The following is an 18,437-nucleotide window of genomic DNA, read 5'->3' as shown; positions in this document are numbered from 1 at the left end:
GCGACCCTATGCCTTCCGGGACCGGGAACGCACTCTCCTAGGGAAGGGTGAGGATCTCCGCGCCGTCCTCGGTGATGAGGAGGGTGTGCTCGAACTGGGCCGTGCGCCCGCGGTCGGCGGTCACCGCGGTCCAGCCGTCGTCCCAGATGTCGTAGTCGACCGTGCCCAGCGTGATCATCGGCTCGATCGTGAACGTCATGCCCGGCACCATGACCGTGGTCGCGCGCGGGTCGTCGTAGTGCGGGATGACCAGGCCGGAGTGGAACTCCGGGCCGACGCCGTGCCCGGTGAAGTCGCGCACGACCCCGTAGCCGAAGCGCCTGGCGTAGGACTCGATGACCCGGCCGATGACACTGACCTGGCGGCCCGGCCGGCACGCCTTGATCCCGCGCGCCGTCGCCTCGCGGGTACGTTCCACCAGCAGCCTGGACTCCTCGTCGACGTCACCGGCGAGGAACGTGGCGTTGGTGTCGCCGTGCACGCCGCCGATGTAGGCGGTGATGTCGATGTTGACGATGTCGCCGTCGGAGAGGACGGTGTCGTCGGGGATGCCGTGGCAGATGACCTCGTTCAGCGAGGAGCACAGGGACTTGGGGTAGCCCTTGTAGCCCAGCGTGCTCGGGTAGGCGCCGTGGTCGCAGAGGAACTCGTGGCCGATCCGGTCGAGTTCGTCGGTCGTCACGCCCGGCCGGACGTTCCTGCCGACCTCCTCCAGCGCCTGCGCCGCGATCCGCCCGGCCACTCGCATGGCCTCGATGGTCTCGGGCGTCTGGACGTCGCCCAGCACGCCCTCCACCGGGCGTTTCCTGCCGACGTACTCCGGGCGCTCGATGGAGGAGGGGACCGAACGTTGCGGCGAGACGCGCCCTGGAACCAGCGGAGTAGTCATGGAATACGAGTCTAGTTCGTGCTCCTCACCGAACCGGACGGTGCGGGAGGGGACCGGGCGGGTAGGAGGCGGACGTAGGCACCGACGCCGACGCGGCGGCACAGGCCGGCACGAAGGAGGCGCCCGATGAACGATCGGGACAACCCCGGCAGCGACCAGCAATGGTGGTACTGCCTGAAGCACAACCGCCCGGAGTTCGGTCCCGGATGTCCGAACAAGTACCGGCTGGGCCCTTACCCGGACGAGGCCGCCGCGGCCGGGGCGCTGCAGACCGTCGCCGACCGCAACGAGACGTGGGACGAGCAGGACGAGCGGGACTGAGAGAAGGAGCGCTAGTCGGGGACGCGCGGCCCGCTGACCACGTCGAGGAAGCGGGACAGCCTGGCCCGCAGCCCCGACTGGCGCAGCCGCTCCACCGGATGCCCGGCCGCGGTGCTGACCAGGTGCTGCGCTCCGTCGAAGGAGACCGGGGCCGTCGCCGGGTCGATGCTGATCGCGTCGTGGGCGAGTGAGGCCAGCTCCGGATCGCCCTGGTCGAGGGCGAGGACGGTCGCCCCGGTGCGGCGGGCGTCGTCCACCCGCTCCAGGAGCGGAACGGGCGCCTCGGCCTCGGGGCTGACCACGAACAGCGTCTCGCCGCGGCGGGCCTGGGAGAGCCGGTCCAGCCCGATCCGCAGGTGCCCCGGCGCGTTCGGCGGCGGGTCCCACCGCACCAGCGTGGGGGAGAGTTGGGGCAGCCCGGCGTAGCGGCTCTCGTCGGCCAGATGCGCCGTGAGGTGCCAGGGCTCCTCCTCCGGCGTGCCGATCAGCATCAGGCCGCCGGGATCGCGGGTGTGCCGCAGCGCCCGGGCGAGTTCGTCGGTCCGGTCCAGCCAAGGGGTGGTGGCGAGCAGGTCGCGCAGTGCCGCCACGTGGTGAGCTTCCACCCCACCCATGGTGCCGCATGGGAGGTCCGGCCCGCAGGCGCATGGCGCAAACCCCGCGGAATCCGCGGCCCCGCCATGCCGCCGCGGGCGGGTGCCCTGCGATGATCGGCCTATGGCAGACCAGAAATCTCCACACGACCTGCCCGACGTCACCGGGCTCTCCGTCGCCGTGCTCGGCGGCACCGGCGACCAGGGGCGCGGGCTGGCGCGGCGCTTCGCCCTGGCCGGGCACGAGGTGGTCCTCGGGTCGCGCAGCGCCGAGCGGGCGCGGGCCGCGGCCGAGGAGCTCGGCGCGGACCTGGCCGTCCGCGGGCTGGACAACGCCGGGGCCGCGGCAGAGGCCGACGTGGTCGTCGTCGCCGTCCCCTGGGAGGGGCACCGGGAGCTGCTCGTCTCCCTGGCGGCCCCTCTCGCGGGCAAGATCGTCGTCGACTGCGTGAACCCGCTGGGCTTCGACAAGAAGGGCGCCTACGCGCTGCCCGTCGAGGAGGGCAGCGCCGCGCAGCAGGCCGAGGCCGTCCTGCCCGAGAGCCGGGTGGTGGCCGCGTTCCACCACGTCTCGGCCGTGGTCCTGCTGGACCCGGAGGTGGACCGGGTGGACCTCGACGTGCTCGTCCTCGGGGACGACCGCGAGGCCGCCGACACCGTGCGCGCGCTCGCCGGGCGGATCTCCGGCGTCCGCGGCATCTACGGCGGCCGGCTGCGCAACGCCCACCAGGTCGAGGCGTTCACCGCGAACCTGATCTCCATCAACCGCCGCTACAAGGCGCACGCGGGTCTACGGATCACCGACGTGTGAGCGGAGGGGCGCCCGGTTCTCCCGCCGGTTTCGGACCCGGGTCCGAAACCGGCGGGAGAACCGGGCGGAGCGCTACTGGAGCCAGCCGTTGACCTTCTCGATCAGCTTGACCGGGTCGTCCGACATCGGAATCAGGTTGAGGTGGCTGACCCCGGCGTCGCGGAACGCCTGCACGCGCTCGCGGACGTAGGACTCCGGGCCGACCAGGTTGGTCAGTTCCACCATCTCCTGGGGCACGGCCGCGGCGGCCTCGTCCTTCTTCCCCGCCAGGTAGAGGTCCTGGATCTTCTCGGCGGCCTCTTCGTAGCCGTAGCGGCGGGCCAGCGTGTTGTAGAAGTTCTTGCCCTTGGCGCCCATGCCGCCCACGTACAGCGCGATCTGCGGCCGCGCGAAGTCCAGCAGCCTCTTGGTCTCCTCGCCCTCGCCGATCGCGATCATGCCGCCGGCGGAGATCTCCAGCTCGCCCAGGCCGGGGTCGCGCTTGGCCCGGCCGGCCGCCAGCGAGTCGCCCCAGACGTCGTCGGCCTTCTCCGGGATGAAGAAGATCGGCAGCCAGCCGTCGGCGACCTCGGCGGTCAGCTCGACGTTCTTCTCGCCCAGCGAGGCCACGTACAGCGGGATTCGGTCGCGCACCGGGTGGTTGATGATCTTGAGCGGCTTGCCCAGGCCGGTGCCCTGCTCGGCCGGCAGCGGCAGGGTGAAGACCTTGCCGTCGTGGGTCAGCGGCTCCTCGCGCGCCCAGACCTTGCGGCAGATCTCGATGATCTCGCGGGTGCGGGTCAGCGGCCTGGTGTAGGGAACGCCGTGCCAGCCCTCGATGACCTGCGGCCCGCTCGCGCCGAGACCGATGACGGCGCGGCCGTCGGAGAGGTAGTCCAGCCCGGCCGCCGTCTGGGCGATGAGCGTGGGCGTCCTGGTGTACAGCGGCAGGATGGCGGCGCCGATGTTCACGCGCTCGGTGCGCGCGGCGATGTAGCCCATGAGCGTGGGGCTGTCGTAGCCGTAGGCCTCGGCCACCCACACGGTGTCCAGCCCGGCCTTCTCCAGCTCCACCACCTGCTTGACGGATTCCCTGAGATCGCCCGCGTAGCCCAATGGCATGGAGATGCGCATATGGGATGCCTCCACTGTCTGTCGCGCCGGAGTCCGACGGAGATTACTACCGAGTAGCGTTCGGTTTTGAGGTCGGGAGCAGAATACAGAAGAGCCCGGGGGCCGGTCGGCGCCGACTCCCGGGCGGTGCGGACTCCCGTCAGGCGTAGGAGTGCTCCTCGTCGGGGAACGTGCCCGCCACGACCTCCTCCGCGTAGCTCCTGGCCGCCCGGGTCAGGCTCTCGGTGAGGTCGGCGTAGGTCTTGACGAACTTGGCAACGTGCGGGCTCAGTCCGGCCATGTCCTGCCAGACCAGCACCTGGGCGTCGGTGCCCGGGCCGGCCCCGATGCCGATGGTGGGGACGGACAGGTGCCCGGTGACCTCGGCGGCCAGGTCGGCGGGCACGCACTCCAGGACGATGGAGAACGCTCCGGCGTGCTCCAGCTCCTTGGCCTCGGCCAGCAGCCGCGCCCCGGCCTCGCCGCGCCCCTGCACGCGGTAGCCGCCCAGGGTGTTGACGGACTGCGGGGTCAGCCCGAGGTGGCCCATCACCGGGACGCCGGCGGCGACCAGCGCCTCCACCTGCGGGACGACGCGGTGGCCGCCCTCCAGTTTGACCGCCTGCGCTCCGGCCTCCTTCATGAAGCGCGCAGCGGAGGCCAGCGCCTGCTCGGTCGAGGCCTGGTAGGAGCCGAACGGCAGGTCGGCCACCACCAGCGCGCGCCTGGTGGAGCGGACGACGGCCGCCGTCAGCGGCAGCAGGTCGTCGACGGTGACGGGGACCGTGGAGTCGTAGCCGTACACGACCATCGCGGCGGAGTCGCCGACGAGCAGGACGGGGATGCCGGCGTCGTCGAAGACGCGGGCGGTGAGGGCGTCGTAGGCGGTCAGCATGGGCCAGCGGTCGCCGTGCTCCTTCGCGCGGGCGATGTCGCGGACGGTGCCCCGGCGGTTGGCCGCTCCGCCGTAGAGAGGGGTGGGGGTGGACGTGGTGGTGCTCATTGCGTTTCCTCCGTTGTCTCGAAGCGCCGCGAAGGCGTCCCCGGACGTGTCGGTAACGAGGCCGGCGCGAAGCCGCCGGTGTGGTCATCATCGCACGCGGCGCCCATTCTGTTCCCACCGAGTGCGAACCGCTCCGTCCTCCGACGTCGTCCCGCCGCCTCGGCCCGGATGATCGGCGGTGCGGTCGTGGTCGCCCCATTCGCCAGACGCTCTCGACCATCACCAACCCGTCCGGTCAGTAGCACATCTAGGGAACGCCGCCCACGGGGACCGCGCCCGGCCCGCCGGATCTAGGCCGACTTCCCGATACCGCCGGCCCCCGCCTTAGCCCGAACGTCGGAGGCGGGCGGGCCGCGGTGCCCGGAGGTGACGACAGCGGGAGGGACCGTGCACCCGGACCAGGCGGCCGAGCTGACCCGGCGCTACCAGCAGGAGGCGCGCGAATGGGCGAAGCGGGAGCGGGCCCGGCGCGCGGTGTCGGCCCCCGAGGAACCGGAGCCGCCCGCCGCCGCGCGCACCCGCCGGTGGAGGCGGCAACGGGGCGAGGCACGGGCGTGACGGTCGGCACGACCGGCGGGACGGCGCCGAGACGCCGGTCTGCCGCCCGCGCAGGAACCGGCGCAGACCGAGGGAGGCGGCGCCCGGCCGGCCCCCGCAGGTCTCACCCCGCGCGAGACCGAGGTGCCGGCGCTGCTCGCCGAGGGGCGCACCAATCGCGAGATCGCGGCTGAGCTGTTCATCTCCGCCAAGACGGTCAGCGTGCACGTCTCCAACCTGCTGGCCAAGCTCGGCGTCTCCAACCGCAACGCCGCGGCCGTCAGGGCCGGGGACCTGGGGCTCGTTCAGCGCCGATCTTGACCTTGTGGGCCCTAAAAACGTTTAGATAGCGCCCACAAAGTCAAGATCGGCGGGCCTACAGCGTCGGCAGGTAGCGCTGCAGTTCGTAGGGGGTGACCTGGCGGCGGTACTCCTGCCATTCGGCCTTCTTGTTGCGCAGGAAGAAGTCGAAGACGTGCTCGCCGAGCGTCTCGGCGACCAGTTCGCTGTTCTCCATCGCGCGTATGGCCTCGTCCAGGCTCTGCGGCAGCGGGGCGATGCCCAGTGCGCGCCGCTCGGCGTCGGTGAGCGCCCAGACGTCGTCCTCGGCGCCCGGCGGCAGCTCGTAGCCCTCCTCGATGCCCTTCAGCCCCGCGGCCAGGATCAGCGCGTAGGCCAGGTAGGGGTTGCAGGCGGTGTCCAGCGAGCGGAACTCGATCCGGCTGGAGTTGCTCTTGGTGGGCTTGTACATCGGCACCCGCACCAGCGCCGAGCGGTTGTTGTGCCCCCAGCAGACGTAGGCCGGGGCCTCGCCCCCGGCTCCGGCCGAGGCGGCGGCGTTGTCCCACAGCCGCTTGTAGGAGTTGGTCCACTGGTTGCACACCGCGGTGATCTCCGTGGCGTGGCGCAGCAGGCCCGCTATGAAGCCGCGGCCGACCTTGGAGAGCTGGTACTCCGCGCCCGGTTCGTGGAAGGCGTTGCGGTCGCCCTCGAACAGCGACAGGTGGGTGTGCATGCCCGAGCCCGGGTACTCGGTGAAGGGCTTGGGCATGAAGGTCGCGTACACCTCCTGCTCCAGCGCCACCTCCTTCATGACCAGCCGGAAGGTCATGATGTTGTCGGCGGTGGTCAGCGCGTCGGCGTAGCGCAGGTCGATCTCCTGCTGGCCCGGCCCGCCCTCGTGGTGGCTGAACTCCACCGAGATGCCCATGTTCTCCAGCATCATGATGGCGTTGCGCCGGAAGTCGTGGGCGTTGTTGTGCGGCGTGTGGTCGAAGTAGCCGCCGGAGTCGTTGGGCTCGGGGAACTCGCCGTACTCCGGCTTCTTCTTCAGCAGGTAGAACTCGATCTCGGGGTGCGTGTAGAACGTGAACCCGAGGTCGGAGGCCTTGCCCAGTTGCCGCTTGAGCACGTGGCGCGGGTCGGCGTAGCTGGGCGTGCCGTCGGGCATGAGGATGTCGCAGTACATCCGCGCGGTTCCGTGCGGCTCGTTGCGCCAGGGCAGCACCTGGAACGTCGACGGGTCGGGCTGGGCCAGCATGTCGGCCTCGTGCACCCGCGCGAAGCCCTCGATCGCCGAGCCGTCGAACCCGATCCCCTCCGCGAACGCGGCCTCCAGCTCGGCCGGCGCCACGGCCACCGACTTGAGGTAACCGAGCACGTCGGTGAACCACAGTCGCACGAACCGGATATCGCGCTCCTCCAGCGTTCGGAGCACGAATTCCTGCTGTCGGTTCACGGTCCACCTTCCTCCGTCGTTCACGCACGCCTGACGCGTTCCTACCAGACGCCCTGTCTCCAGTGTGCCTGCTGCGGGTTTCCGGGACGTTAACCGAGGTCCCGGTCGACGTGGTGGAGAGGCGGATCACCCCCGGCCGCCCGCCCCGCAGGGGAGCCCGGAACCCCGCTGCGCGGCCGTGATCGTTAGGCTCGTGGTCGTGGCACAACTGCGTATGGCTATGGCCCAGGTCAACCCCACTGTGGGGGACCTGGAGGGCAATTGCGGCATCGTCGTGGAGTACGCCCGGCGCGCGGCCGGGGCCGGCGCGCACCTGGTGGTGTTCCCCGAGATGGTGGTGACGGGCTACCCGGTCGAGGACCTCGCGCTGCGGAAGTCGTTCGTCGCGGCCTCCATCGAGGCGACGCACCGGCTCGCCGAGCGGCTCGCCGACGAAGGGCTGGGCGAGCTGCCCACCGTGGTCGGGTTCCTCGGCCGGTGCGAGGACGCCGAGCCGCGCTTCGGCCAGCCCGCGGGCGCGCCGCAGAACGCGCTCGCGCTGCTGCACCAGGGGCGGGTCAAGGTCGTCTCCGCAAAGCACCACCTGCCCAACTACGGGGTGTTCGACGAGTTCCGCTACTTCGTCCCCGGCCGGACGCTGCCGGTGGTGCGGGTGCACGGCGTCGACGCCGCGCTGGTGATCTGCGAGGACCTGTGGCAGGAGGGCGGCCCGGTGGCCACCGTCCGCGACGCCGGCGCCGGCCTGCTCGTGGTGCTCAACGGCTCCCCCTACGAGCACGACAAGGATGACGAGCGCCTGGACCTGTGCCGACGGCGCGCCCGCGAGGCCGGCGCCGCACTGGCCTACGTCAACACGGTGGGCGGCCAGGACGAGCTGGTCTTCGACGGCGACTCCATCGTGGTCGACGCCGAGGGCGAGGTGCTGGCCAGAGGGCCGCGCTTCGAGGAGGCGCTCCTGGTCACCGACCTGGAGCTGCCGGTCCCCAGCGAGCCGGAGCCGCGGGGGACCGCGGCCACGACCGGCATCGGCATCGAGCGGACGGTGCTGTCGGAGGAGCCGGTGCCGGCCTACGACCCGCGGCCGGGGGAGATCGCCCAGCCGATGGAGGACCTCGCCGAGGTCTATACCGCACTGGTCACCGGGACCCGCGACTACGTGCGCAAGAACCGCTTCGGCTCGGTCATCCTCGGCCTGTCCGGCGGGATCGACTCCGCGCTCACGGCCGCGATCGCCACCGACGCGCTCGGCCCCGACCCGGTCCACGCGGTCCTCATGCCGAGCCGCCACTCCAGCGAGCACTCGGTGGCCGACGCCGAGGAGCTGGTCCGGCGCCAGAGGATCAACGCCCGCACCGTGGCGGTCGGCCCCATGGTGGACGCCTTCGAGGAGGCGGTGGCCGTCGACGGGCTGGCCGCGGAGAACCTCCAGGCGCGGGTGCGCGGGCAGCTGCTGATGACGCTGTCCAACCAGGAGGGGCACCTCGTCCTGACCACCGGCAACAAGAGTGAGCTGGCCACCGGGTACTCCACGCTCTACGGTGACTCCGCCGGCGGTTACGCGCCCATCAAGGACGCGTGGAAGACCCTGGTGTGGGAACTGGCGCGGTGGCGCAACGCCGAGGCCGCGCGCAGGGGCGAGACCCCGCCGATCCCGGAGAACTCCATCTCCAAACCGCCCAGCGCCGAGCTGCGGCCGGACCAGCTCGACACCGACTCGCTGCCGGACTACTCGGTGCTGGACGCGCTGCTCGACGACTACGTGGGCACCGACCTCGGCCGCACGGAGCTCATCGCCGCCGGGCACGACGCCGAGCTGGTCGACCGCGTCATCCGGCTGGCCGACCGGGCCGAGTACAAGCGCCGGCAGTACCCGCCGGGCCCCAAGATCAGCAAGCGCAACTTCGGCCGCGACCGCCGACTCCCGATCACCAACCGCTGGAGCTGACGGCGGCCGGCAGCGGCCCGCCCGCGTGCCCGGCCCCTGGGGGCTTTGAAGTCGGCCCCAGCACGGAAGTGGCGTGCGGGTGGGCGATCTCCGTCCACGGGTCTTCGGCCACGCGAGAGGATCGCCCAGTCACCGCGGAGCTCCATCCTTCGGCTAAGGCTCAAAATCCCTGTGGTCGGGGCCGGGCGTGACGGCTTGCCGACCTGGGGCCGTGGATCCCGCTACCCCACTCCCAGCTCCCTGGCTCGGGCGGCGGCGGCGCCGCGGTTGGGGACGCCGAGCTTGGCCAGGATGTTGGAGACGTGCACGCTGGCGGTCTTGGCCGAGATGAACAGCTCCCCGGCGATCTGGACGTTGGTCCGGCCGCGTGCGAGCAGCCGCAGCACCTCCGCCTCGCGGGGGGTGAGGCCGGCGGGGAGCGCGGGCGAGGCCGCGCCGGGGGAGGCGTCCAGCGAGACGTTCAGCCGCCGGGCGAGGTCCTCCACGCGGTGCTTCAGCAGCGCCGCCCCGGTCTCCTTGGCGATGGCCGACGCGTCCCGCAGCATCGCCGCCGCGGCGGAGCGGTCCTCCGTCGCGTTCGCCTCGGCCTCGTGCAGGAGCGCGTCGGCGTGCGCGAGCCGGAACTCCGACGCCGCCCACGCCTCGACGACCTCGGCCCACGCGGCGCGGGAGGCCGCGGGGGACGCGCCATCGGCGTCGCCCAGCCGGGCCAGCACCGTCAGGCGCAGCGCCGCCTGGATCGGGCCGTGGACGGGGAACCTCTCGACCAGATCCGCCAGCCGTTCGCGCAGCCGCACCGATGTCCGCGCCTGCGCGGCGCCGTGCCGCCCGCACAGCGCGCGGGCCATCGAGTCGACCAGCGGCCATCCGTAGCCGCAGGCCACGGTGATGTCGGCGTCGGCGTCGGCGGCGTGCAGCGCCAGCTTCAGCGCGGCGTCGTCCTGGCCGAGGGCCATGTGCACGTCGATGGCGAGCGAGATCGCGGACAGCGAGTGCTGGAGGTGAGAGAACTCCATCGCCCCCTTGCGGTGCACCCCCGCGACCGCCTCGCGCGCCGCGTCCAGGTCGCCCAGCGCCAGCGCGATCCTGCCGTCGGCGATGTTGAGGAACGAGCGGTGCAGCGGTGAGGGCGACCAGCTCAGCCCTTGCTGGGCGCTGCGGCGCGCCTCCTCCAGATGGCCCACCTCGTACAGCACCTCGGCCAGGTTCAGCGCGGAGAACGTGCCGATGCTGCGCAGCAGGCTCGCCTCGCGGGCCCGTTCCACGCTCCTGCGCGCGAGCTCCAGGGCCTCGCCGTGACGGCCCTGCTCCCGCAGCATGGAGGTCAGGTTGCCCATGCCGCGTGCCTCCAGAGCGGGCTCGGCCGCGGTGCGCGCCGCCGCGATCCCGCGCCTGAAGGTCTGCAGCGCCGTGTCGATGTCCCCGTTGTTGCCCTGCACCGTCGCCAGCGTGATGAGGGCGTCGCCCACGGCGCAGTGGTCGCCGTGGCGGGCGGAGTGGGTCAGCGCCTCCTCGGCGAGCTCGGCCGCTGAGACCGCCTCCCCCTCCCGTCCGACCGGCGCTGCGGTCGGCAGCCCGCCGGGCGGCACCGACTCGCCCCGCATCATCAGCTCGCGGGCCAGGACGGCGAGCAGGAAGCCGTAGCGCCAGTCCTCGGCGGGGTGGATCTCCAGCGCGGTGTAGAAGTCGTCGATGCCGCTGTCGTCGGCGAGCTGGATGCGGGTCCGGCCCCGGCGCCGCAGCACCAGCGCCCGCAGGGTGAGCAGCTCCCGTCTGCGCTCGGCGGCGGAGTCGTCCTCCGGGGCGTCCGGGGCGTCCGGGGCGGTCGCCGGGTGCTGCGGCGGGAGTTCCTCCAGCGCGGCGTCGCACAACTGGCGGGCGCGGTCGAACACGCCGCTGTCGAAGGCCGCCGAGGCCGCGCGGTCCAGGACCTCGGCCAGGCAGAGCCCTTCGACCAGGTTCGGGGCGTCGGGCACGCGCTCCCACAGTTCGATGACGCGTTCGAGCATGCGCAGCTCCTCGGCGTAGGCCAGGGCCTCGCCGGCGCGCACCGCCGCCCACCACGCCGCGCTCAGTGCCCGGGGGAGCTCGTGCGCGGCGTGGAAGTGGTGGGCCTGCTCCGCCGCCAAGCGGTCGAAGGGCACCAGGCCGGGGTGGGTCTCCAGCGCCTCGGCGTAGCGCAGGTGCAGCCGGGCGTGCTGGCCCGGCAGCAGCTCCTGGTGCACGGCCTCGCGCAGCAGGGCGTGCCGGAACCGGTAGCCGGTGCCGTCGACGCGCAGCACGTTGGTGTCGACGACGGCGTGCAGCGCCGCGTCGAGCTCGGGTTCGGGGAGCGCGGCGACGTGCGCGAGCAGTTCGTGCTCGATGCGCGCGGCGCTCACCGCGCCGACGGAGGCGACCCTGGTGACGAACCGGGCCCGGTCGTCCAGCCGGTACAGCGATGACAGCAGGAGCTCGCGCGGCCGCTCCGGCACGAGGGAGCCCACGATCTCGGCGCACCCCACGAGCGATTCGACGAACAGCGGGTTGCCGGCCGTGCGCTCGTAGAGCACGGTGAGCTCGTCGGGGTCCAGCGCCGCGTCGCGGATCGCTGCGGCCTGCTCGGCGACCTCCTCGCGCGTCAGCGGTTCGAGGTCCATCCGCTCCACCGTCGCCAGCCGCTCCAGCTCGGGCAGCAGCCGCCGCAGCGGGTGGTCGCGGTGCAGGTCGTCGGAGCGGAAGCTGGCCACGATCTGCACCGGGGTGGTGTCCAGGTTGCGGACCAGGAAGATCAGCAGATCGCGGGTTGAGGGGTCGGCCCAGTGCAGGTCCTCGATGATCACCGTCAGACCGCCGTCGGCCGCCGCGTCGGTGAACAGCCGCAGCACCTGCTCGAACAGCCGCCCGCGGGCCTCGCGCCGCTCCTCCGGCGCCTGGCCGAGTTCGGGCAGCAGGCGCGCCAGCTCCTGCTCGCCGCCGAGGGCCAGCGCGTCGAAGAGCTCCCTGCCGAGGTCGCGCAGCAGCTGGCGCAGCACGGTGACGAACGGCGCGAACGGGACCCCGTCCACGCCCAGTTCCAGGCAGCCGCCCACCACGATCCGGCCGGTGGGCGCGCGCTCGGCGAACTCGCTGAGCAGCCGGGACTTGCCCACCCCGGCGTCGCCGCCCACCAGCATCGTCGCGGCGGCGTCGGATCGTGCGCGGCGGGCGTGGTCCAGCAGGGCCTGCAACTGGGACTCGCGTCCGACGAAGACCGGACTCGCACCGTGTGGGGTCATATCACCCAGTATGCAGAGAGTCCGTGACATCGCCGATCCGTTTTCCCGGTCCGGACCGGTGGGACCGGCCGGAGCGCGGGTCACCGCCGCCCGGCCGGGACCCGCTCCTCCCGCGGCCGGCTCCGGGGCCGGGGAGCGGCCTCGACCGGGCGCGGGGCCGGGGCCGCCGGGACGGTTTCGGCCCCGCCGCCGGGACGCGAGCCGCCACCGGGGTTCCCGTCCGCTTCCTCTTCGGCGGTGGCGTCGCGGCGCCGCAGCGCCCGGTCCCTGAGCCGCCGCTGGATGTCGCGCTCCCGCTGGGCCGTCCGCTCGCGCGCCACGCCGCTGAGAATGTCGGGGTGCATCATGGTCGCCGTCTTCCTTCCCTCTTTCCTCCGCGGACCGGCCCGCTGCCGTTCCCCGTGATCCTCAGACTGTCGCTAAGGCCCGCGGGGGCACATGAGGCGAATGCCTTATCCGCGGCCGGGGTCCTGTCCGGAGCGCCGCGGCGGGCTAAGGAGCCGAGGTGGAAGGGGCCTTATGAGCGCGGAGGCGCACCGGAGCCCCGGGGCGCCGCGCACCCGCGTCGACAGGAGCCCGGGCGGGCGGAGCGGAGGAGAGGGAGGGGCTCCGCCCGCCGGGCGATCACCTGCCGGACGTCACCTCCAATCGTCGTTGAGCGTCACCGGCCCGCTGGGGGTGTAGGAGCGGTTGCCGCCGGACTCCCACTCGACGGTGCCGTCGGGGTTCCTCTTGATGAACTTGTACTCGAACCGCTGGTCCAGCGGCAGGTCGACGGTGGTCTTCCAGATCGGGTAGTCGGCCGAGGACATCGCCACGGCGTCGTCCGGGTTCCAGGAGCCCAACTGCGGGAGGTCGCCCACCACGAGCACGTTCTGGCCGTACCAGGTGGTCACATTGGCGTGGAAGCCGACCGCGGCGGTGCCGCCCGGCTCGTCGGGGTCGCCCGGACCGCCGGGACCGGTGCCCTCGCCCTGCGCCGCCACGTGCAGGGCCACCGCGCCGTCGGCCGGGACCTGCGCGCTGAACGATCCGCCGGAGACGGTGTAGGAGGGGCCGTCGCACTCGCCGTCGACGAACGTGCCGTTGGCGACGTCGCAGTAGGTGCCGTCGGGCAGGTCCGTGTCGAAGGTCCGGCTCCACGCGCCGCCGGTGGCGTTGAAGGCGGCGTGGCCCCTGTCGCCGCGGGCGAAGGCGAGCTGCCCGCTGGACCCGGTGGCGACGTCGCCGATCGAGGTTCCGTCCACGGCGTTGCGGAAGCCCACCATCCCGGCGACCTCGCGGTGCTCGCACACCCAGCGTGCGTCGGCGCAGTCGGTGGCCCGCGTCTCGCCGTCGGAGCCCATCGGCGGGCCGGTGTCGTTGCTCCCGGACCACGCGTAGCTGGACATGATCTTGGGGGTGCCGTACGGGTGCGCCAGCATGAACGCCTGGGCCAGGTCGTAGCGGTCCCCGTCGGTGTGGGTCAGGGTGGGGTGGCTGCGCTGGGTGTCGTGGTTGGCGACGAAGACCACGGCCTGCTCGCCGTCCACCAGGTTGCCGCCGAGACCGGTCAGGTGGGCGATGTCGCCGTTCTTGAAGGCGTTGCTGATGTCGCGGTGGTACTGGAACTCGGTGACGTCGCCGGCCGGGACGTACTCCCCGGGCGCGATGGTCTGGTCGCCGATGACCTCTTGGAAGACGTAGGGCCTGCCGCCGCCCCACGCGGCGTCCACGTCGTCGAGCCGGGAGTTGATCGCCTGGACGTCGGCCAGCGGCACGTGCTTGGCCGCGTCGTAGCGGAACCCGGCCACGCCGATGCCGATCAGCTCGTTGAGGTAGCCGGCGAGCCGGTCTCGGACGTACTCGGAGGAGGTGTCCAGGTCCGACAGGCCCACCAGCTCGCAGTTCTGCACCTCCCACTTGTCGTTCCAGTCGGAGATGTCGCGGCGGCAGTCGTGGAAGTCCCGGCTCTGGTAGATGCCGGGGTAGTCGTACTTGGTGTAGTCGGAGCCCGCGCTGCCGGGGCCGCTGTCGACCGAGCCGCTGCCGGTCATGTGGTTGAGAACGGCGTCGACGTAGATCCTGACGCCGGCGTCTTCGCAGCGGTCCACCATGTCGACGAAGTCGGCGCGGGTGCCGCGCCGGGTGTCGTCGAGGCTGTAGGACACCGGTTGGTAGTCCTGCCACCAGGGATAGCCTTCGCCCTGCAGCACCACGTGCTCCTGCGGCGGGGAGACCTGGACGGCGCCGAACCCGTTCGGCCCGAGCGTGCTCTCGCACTCGGCGGCGACGGACTCCCAGCGCCACTGGAACAGGTGGACGACGACCTCCTTGTCGCCTCCTGGCGCGGCATGAGCGGGGGACACCGCGCCGGACGGGGGAACGAGCAGCAGGGCGAATCCGAAGACGGCCGCCAGTGCGGCGGCCATCGATCTGCGGATGGTCATCGCGCTCTCCTCAATGAGCGGATCGGGGGACTCGACACCCGAAAGCGGTCTTGCAAAGATTGAAAAGACTGCAAGAACTTTCAAGTGTGTTGAAGGTAACAACCGCCGACCGATTTGTGAACACCTCTGGTGAGATTCCAGCGGATTGCCGGAAGTGGGCCGATACGGCCGTTCGTCTCTTTGTCGGGGGTAAGAGGTCTCTGCCGTGCGGGGCGGGTGGGGAGCGGCGAGGGTGCGCTCCTCCTGCAAGTCCTGAAATTTTTTGCGAATCAGGGGTGGTCGGAGCGGGTGGATCTTCCACGGGTCCGCCGCGCTCCGGGGCCCTCCGGTCGCGCACCGGGGAAACGTGATGCCACCGTGTCATGGGGGGTGGACCCGACCTACTACGCGCCGTAGTAGGTTGTGGATCATGGACATCGTCTACTCCGCGCTCGTGTTCCTCCACATGCTCGGCCTGGCCGGCATCATCAGCGGCTGGCTGATGCAGCTCATCACCGGCCACGCCAAGTCCACCAAGGTGCTGTTGCACAGCTCCCTGCTCCAACTGGTCACCGGCCTGCTGCTGGTGGGCGTCGCCGAAATGGGCGACGGCGACGTCGACCACGTGAAGATCGCCGTGAAGCTGGTGGTCGCCCTCGCCATCGCCGTGCTGGGAGTGCTCAACCTGCGCGGGCCCAACGTGAAGCTCGCCACCGCGGCCGGCGTGCTGGCCGTCGTCAACATCGCCGTCGCCGTCTTCTGGTAACCCCCGGGCCCCGCGGCTAGTCGTCGTAGAAGGCCCGCTCCATCACCGCGCGGGCGCGGCGGGTGACGCGCCAGTAGTCCTGGAGCAGCAGCTCGGCCGCGCCCTCACCGTCCTCCTCGGTGCGATACCCCAGCGCTCCGGCGATCGCGGAGCGCTCCCGCAGGTCCATGGGGATGGAGTCGCCGCCCTTGCCGCGCACCAGCATGATCATGCCGCGCACCCGGGCGGCCAGGCGCCAGGCGATCTCCAGGGTCGCGCCGTCCTCCGGATCGATCAGGCCGGTCTGCGCCGCGACGTCGAGCACCCGCAGCGTGCCGGTGGTGCGCAGCTCGGGGATGCGGTGGGCGTAGCGGAGCTGGAGCAACTGGGCCACCCACTCCACGTCGGACAGTCCGCCCCTGCCCAGCTTGGTGTGCAGCGTCGGATCGGCGCCGCGCGGCAGCCGCTCGGCCTCCATCCGGGCCTTGAGCCGGCGGATCTCGCGCACCGCCTTGTCGCTCACGCCGCCCTCGGGGTAGCGGATCGGGTCGATCAGCGCGGTGAACCGCTCGCCCAGCGCGGCGTCGCCGGCCACCGGGACCGCCCGCAGCAGCGCCTGGCTCTCCCAGGCCGCCGACCAGCGGGCGTAGTAGGCGGCGTAGGAGTCCAGCGTGCGCACCATCGGCCCGCTGCGGCCCTCCGGGCGCAGGTCGGCGTCCAGGCGCAGCGGCGGCTCGGCCGCAGGCAGCTCCAGGAGCCGGCGCAGCTCCCTGACGATGGCGCCGGCCGTCCGGGTGGCCGCCTCCGGGGTCGCGCCCGGCAGAGGCTCGTGCACGAACATCACGTCGGCGTCGCTGGCGTAGCTGAGCTCGTTGCCGCCGAACCGGCCCATGCCCACCACGCACAGCCGCGTGCAGGCCTGCTCGCCGCGCTCCCACTCCACGCGCATGGTCGCGGCGCGCAGCGCGGCGTCGATCGTGACCGCCGAGATCGCGGTGAGCGCGTCGCCCACCCCCTCCACCCCGGTGACCTCCAGCAGGTCGGCCGCCGCGGTGCGCAGCAGCTCCCTGCGGCGCAGCGCGCGCACCGCGGCCACCGCGTTCTCAGCGGTGTCGTGCCGGCGCAGGGCCGAATCGGCCTCGACGGAGAGCTCGGCGTTGCGGCGCTGGACCAGGTCGGCGTCGTCGGCGAGGACGGCCACGGCCTCGGGCGCGCGCAGCAGCAGGTCGGTGGCGTAGCGGCTGGTGCCCAGCAGCCAGGCCATCCGCTCGGCCACCCGCACGTCGTCGCGCAGCAGCCGCAGGTACCAGGGGGTGGTCCCCAGCGCCTCGCTGACCCGGCGGAACCCCAGCAGGCCGGCGTCGGGGTCGGGGGCGTCGGCGAACCAGCCCAGCATCACCGGCAACAGCGTGCGCTGTATGGCCGCGCGGCGCGTCACCCCCGAGGTCAGCGACTCCAGGTGGCGCAGTGCCCCGGCCGGGTCGACGAAGCCCAGCGCCTCCAGCCGGACCCGCGCCTGCTCGGGGGAGAGCCGGGCCTCCTCCCCGGGCAGCCGCGCGACGGCGTTGAGCAGCGGCCGGTAGAACAGCTTCTCGTGCAGCCGGCGCACCTCGCCGACCCGCCGCCGCCAGACCGAGGCCAGACCGGTGACCGGATTCGCGGTGAAGCCGAGCGCGCGGCCCAGCCGGCGCAGCTGCTCCTCTCCGTCGGCGGTGTCGGGGTCGGGCAGCAGGTGGGTGCGGCGCAGCCGGTAGAGCTGGAGCAGGTGCTCCACGCGGCGCAGGAACCGGTAGGCGTCGGCGAGCCCCGCCGCGTCCTCGCGGCCCACGTACCCGCCCCTGGACAGGGCCGCCAGCGCGGCCAGCGTGCCGCCGGCGCGCAGGGTCTCGTCGCCCCGGCCGTGCACGAGCTGCAGCAGCTGCACCGCGAACTCGACGTCGCGCAGGCCGCCGGGACCGAGCTTGAGCTGGCGGTCGGCCTGCGTGGGCGGGATGTGGGCCTCGACGCGGCGGCGCATGGCCTGCACGTCGTCGACGAAGTGCGGTCGCCCGGCGGCCTCCCACACCAGAGGGGTGATGGCCTTGGCGTAGGCCGCGCCGAGTTCGGCGTCCCCGGCGATCGGCCTCGCCTTGAGCAGGGCCTGGAACTCCCAGGTCTTGGCCCAGCGCTCGTAGTAGGCGACGTGGCCGGCCAGCGGGCGCACCAGCGGCCCGTTCCTGCCCTCCGGCCGCAGCGCGGCGTCGACCTGCCAGAGCATGCCCTCGCTGTCGGTCTCGCCGGGGACGCGCATCATCGCCGCGGCCAGCCGGGCTGCGGCGCGCAGCGCGGCCTGCTCGTCCTCGACGCCTTCGGCCGGCTCGGCCACGAAGACCACGTCGACGTCGCTGACGTAGTTCAATTCGCGCCCGCCGCACTTGCCCATGCCGATCACGGCGAGCCGGCACAGGGCCGCGTCGTCGGGCGCCTGGAAGCGGGCGATCGCCAGCGCGGCCTCCAGGGTGGCGGCGGCCAGGTCGGCGAGTTCGGCGGAGACCTGCTCGAAGTCGCTGACGCCGGTGAGGTCGCGCCCGGCCAGCCGCAGCACGCGGCGCCGGTAGGCGACCCGCAGCGCGTGCGCCGGATCCTCGGGGCCGCCCCCGGCCGGGTCGGCGGCCGGCGCGGCCGCGTTGGGGTCGGCGCCGACGATGTGCAGCAGCCCGGCGCGCAGCTCCTCGGGCTCGGGCGCGCGGGCGGCGTCGGCCCCGTGCAGCTCCCGCCAGTCCTCGGGGTGGCGGACGAGGTGGTCGGTGAGCGCCACGCTCGCCCCGAGCACCTGGACCAGCCGGGCGCGCAGGTCGGGGTCCTCGCACAGCGCCGTGCAGACCTCCTCGGGGTCGGGGGAGCGCTCCAGCACCCGGGTCAGCCCGAGCAGCGCGAGGTCGGGGTCGACCGCCCCGCTGAGCGCCCCGATCAGGTCGGCGTGCCGTTCGGGATCGAGCCCCGCCTCCGCGATGAGCCGTCCGGCCCGGGCGGAGTCCATGAAGCCCCGCCGCGCCAGCGCGCCCGCGGTCGTCCCCATCCTGTCGCGAGATGCCACTCCAATACCGTAGCCCGATCCG

14 protein-coding genes and 1 pseudogene are annotated in these 18,437 nt (G+C 72.7%); 6 read left to right on the top strand and 9 right to left on the bottom strand.

All coding sequences use genetic code 11. From position 1 onward, the window contains the following. Positions 1 to 37: 37 nt before the first annotated feature. Entirely contained in the window at positions 38 to 889 is an 852-nt protein-coding gene (gene map, locus HDA32_RS19340; protein WP_179644562.1) for a type I methionyl aminopeptidase, read from the bottom strand. Positions 890 to 1,015: 126 nt separating this feature from the next. Here map and HDA32_RS19335 point away from each other — a divergent pair, with 126 nt between their 5' ends. After that, on the top strand, positions 1,016 to 1,210 hold the full coding sequence (locus HDA32_RS19335; RefSeq protein ID WP_179644561.1) for a hypothetical protein: 195 nt from the start codon (positions 1,016 to 1,018) through the stop codon (positions 1,208 to 1,210). Between the two features lie 11 nt (positions 1,211 to 1,221). On the opposite strand, the gene HDA32_RS19330 is transcribed toward HDA32_RS19335, so the two are convergent. Further along, entirely contained in the window at positions 1,222 to 1,824 is a 603-nt protein-coding gene (locus tag HDA32_RS19330; protein ID WP_179644560.1) for a hypothetical protein, read from the bottom strand. A 103-nt stretch (positions 1,825 to 1,927) separates the two neighbouring features. Here HDA32_RS19330 and npdG point away from each other — a divergent pair, with 103 nt between their 5' ends. Next, entirely contained in the window at positions 1,928 to 2,614 is a 687-nt protein-coding gene (gene npdG / locus HDA32_RS19325; protein ID WP_179644559.1) for an NADPH-dependent F420 reductase, read from the top strand. 72 nt (positions 2,615 to 2,686) lie between these two features. On the opposite strand, the gene HDA32_RS19320 is transcribed toward npdG, so the two are convergent. Beyond that, positions 2,687 to 3,727, bottom strand: a complete 1,041-nt coding sequence (locus tag HDA32_RS19320; RefSeq protein ID WP_179644558.1) for an LLM class F420-dependent oxidoreductase — start codon at positions 3,725 to 3,727, stop codon at positions 2,687 to 2,689. Positions 3,728 to 3,866: 139 nt separating this feature from the next. Further along, positions 3,867 to 4,709 (bottom strand): 3-methyl-2-oxobutanoate hydroxymethyltransferase, encoded by an 843-nt coding sequence (panB, locus tag HDA32_RS19315; protein WP_179644557.1) that lies wholly within the window; start codon positions 4,707 to 4,709, stop codon positions 3,867 to 3,869. A gap of 366 nt (positions 4,710 to 5,075) precedes the next feature. Between panB and HDA32_RS19310 the strand changes: the two genes are divergently transcribed. Next, complete coding sequence (locus HDA32_RS19310; RefSeq protein WP_179644556.1) at positions 5,076 to 5,267, top strand: hypothetical protein; 192 nt, start codon at positions 5,076 to 5,078, stop codon at positions 5,265 to 5,267. 102 nt (positions 5,268 to 5,369) lie between these two features. Beyond that, positions 5,370 to 5,567: pseudogene (locus tag HDA32_RS19305) on the top strand (response regulator transcription factor); the annotation flags it as partial. 55 nt (positions 5,568 to 5,622) lie between these two features. Here the strand turns inward: HDA32_RS19305 and glnA are convergent. Next, the gene (gene glnA / locus HDA32_RS19300) at positions 5,623 to 6,984 is read right to left on the bottom strand and encodes a type I glutamate--ammonia ligase (protein WP_179644555.1); all 1,362 of its coding nucleotides are present in this window, start codon (positions 6,982 to 6,984) and stop codon (positions 5,623 to 5,625) included. A 220-nt stretch (positions 6,985 to 7,204) separates the two neighbouring features. On the opposite strand from glnA, the gene HDA32_RS19295 reads away from it, so the two are divergent. After that, positions 7,205 to 8,929: an NAD+ synthase gene (locus tag HDA32_RS19295; RefSeq protein WP_246335112.1), complete on the top strand. Its 1,725-nt coding sequence runs from the start codon at positions 7,205 to 7,207 to the stop codon at positions 8,927 to 8,929. 221 nt (positions 8,930 to 9,150) lie between these two features. Here HDA32_RS19295 and HDA32_RS19290 read toward each other — a convergent pair whose 3' ends face one another. From HDA32_RS19290 to HDA32_RS19280, 3 genes are all read right to left on the bottom strand, one after another. Next, positions 9,151 to 12,186 (bottom strand): helix-turn-helix transcriptional regulator, encoded by a 3,036-nt coding sequence (locus HDA32_RS19290; RefSeq protein ID WP_179644553.1) that lies wholly within the window; start codon positions 12,184 to 12,186, stop codon positions 9,151 to 9,153. Between the two features lie 80 nt (positions 12,187 to 12,266). After that, positions 12,267 to 12,533 (bottom strand): hypothetical protein, encoded by a 267-nt coding sequence (locus tag HDA32_RS19285; protein WP_179644552.1) that lies wholly within the window; start codon positions 12,531 to 12,533, stop codon positions 12,267 to 12,269. 291 nt (positions 12,534 to 12,824) lie between these two features. Further along, positions 12,825 to 14,615 carry a carbohydrate-binding module family 20 domain-containing protein gene (locus tag HDA32_RS19280; protein WP_179644551.1) on the bottom strand — a complete coding sequence of 597 codons (1,791 nt, stop codon included), beginning with the start codon at positions 14,613 to 14,615 and terminating at the stop codon, positions 12,825 to 12,827. A 409-nt stretch (positions 14,616 to 15,024) separates the two neighbouring features. Here HDA32_RS19280 and HDA32_RS19275 point away from each other — a divergent pair, with 409 nt between their 5' ends. Then, on the top strand, positions 15,025 to 15,360 hold the full coding sequence (locus tag HDA32_RS19275) for a hypothetical protein (protein WP_179644550.1): 336 nt from the start codon (positions 15,025 to 15,027) through the stop codon (positions 15,358 to 15,360). Between the two features lie 16 nt (positions 15,361 to 15,376). Here HDA32_RS19275 and HDA32_RS19270 read toward each other — a convergent pair whose 3' ends face one another. Further along, positions 15,377 to 18,397: a bifunctional [glutamine synthetase] adenylyltransferase/[glutamine synthetase]-adenylyl-L-tyrosine phosphorylase gene (locus HDA32_RS19270; protein WP_179646798.1), complete on the bottom strand. Its 3,021-nt coding sequence runs from the start codon at positions 18,395 to 18,397 to the stop codon at positions 15,377 to 15,379. Positions 18,398 to 18,437: the final 40 nt, after the last annotated feature.

The sequence above is a fragment of the Spinactinospora alkalitolerans genome (assembly GCF_013408795.1).
GTDB classification, from domain to species: domain Bacteria; phylum Actinomycetota; class Actinomycetes; order Streptosporangiales; family Streptosporangiaceae; genus Spinactinospora; species Spinactinospora alkalitolerans.
Note: the sequence above shows the minus strand (reverse complement) of the source record. Positions and strands in the feature narration are given on the sequence as shown.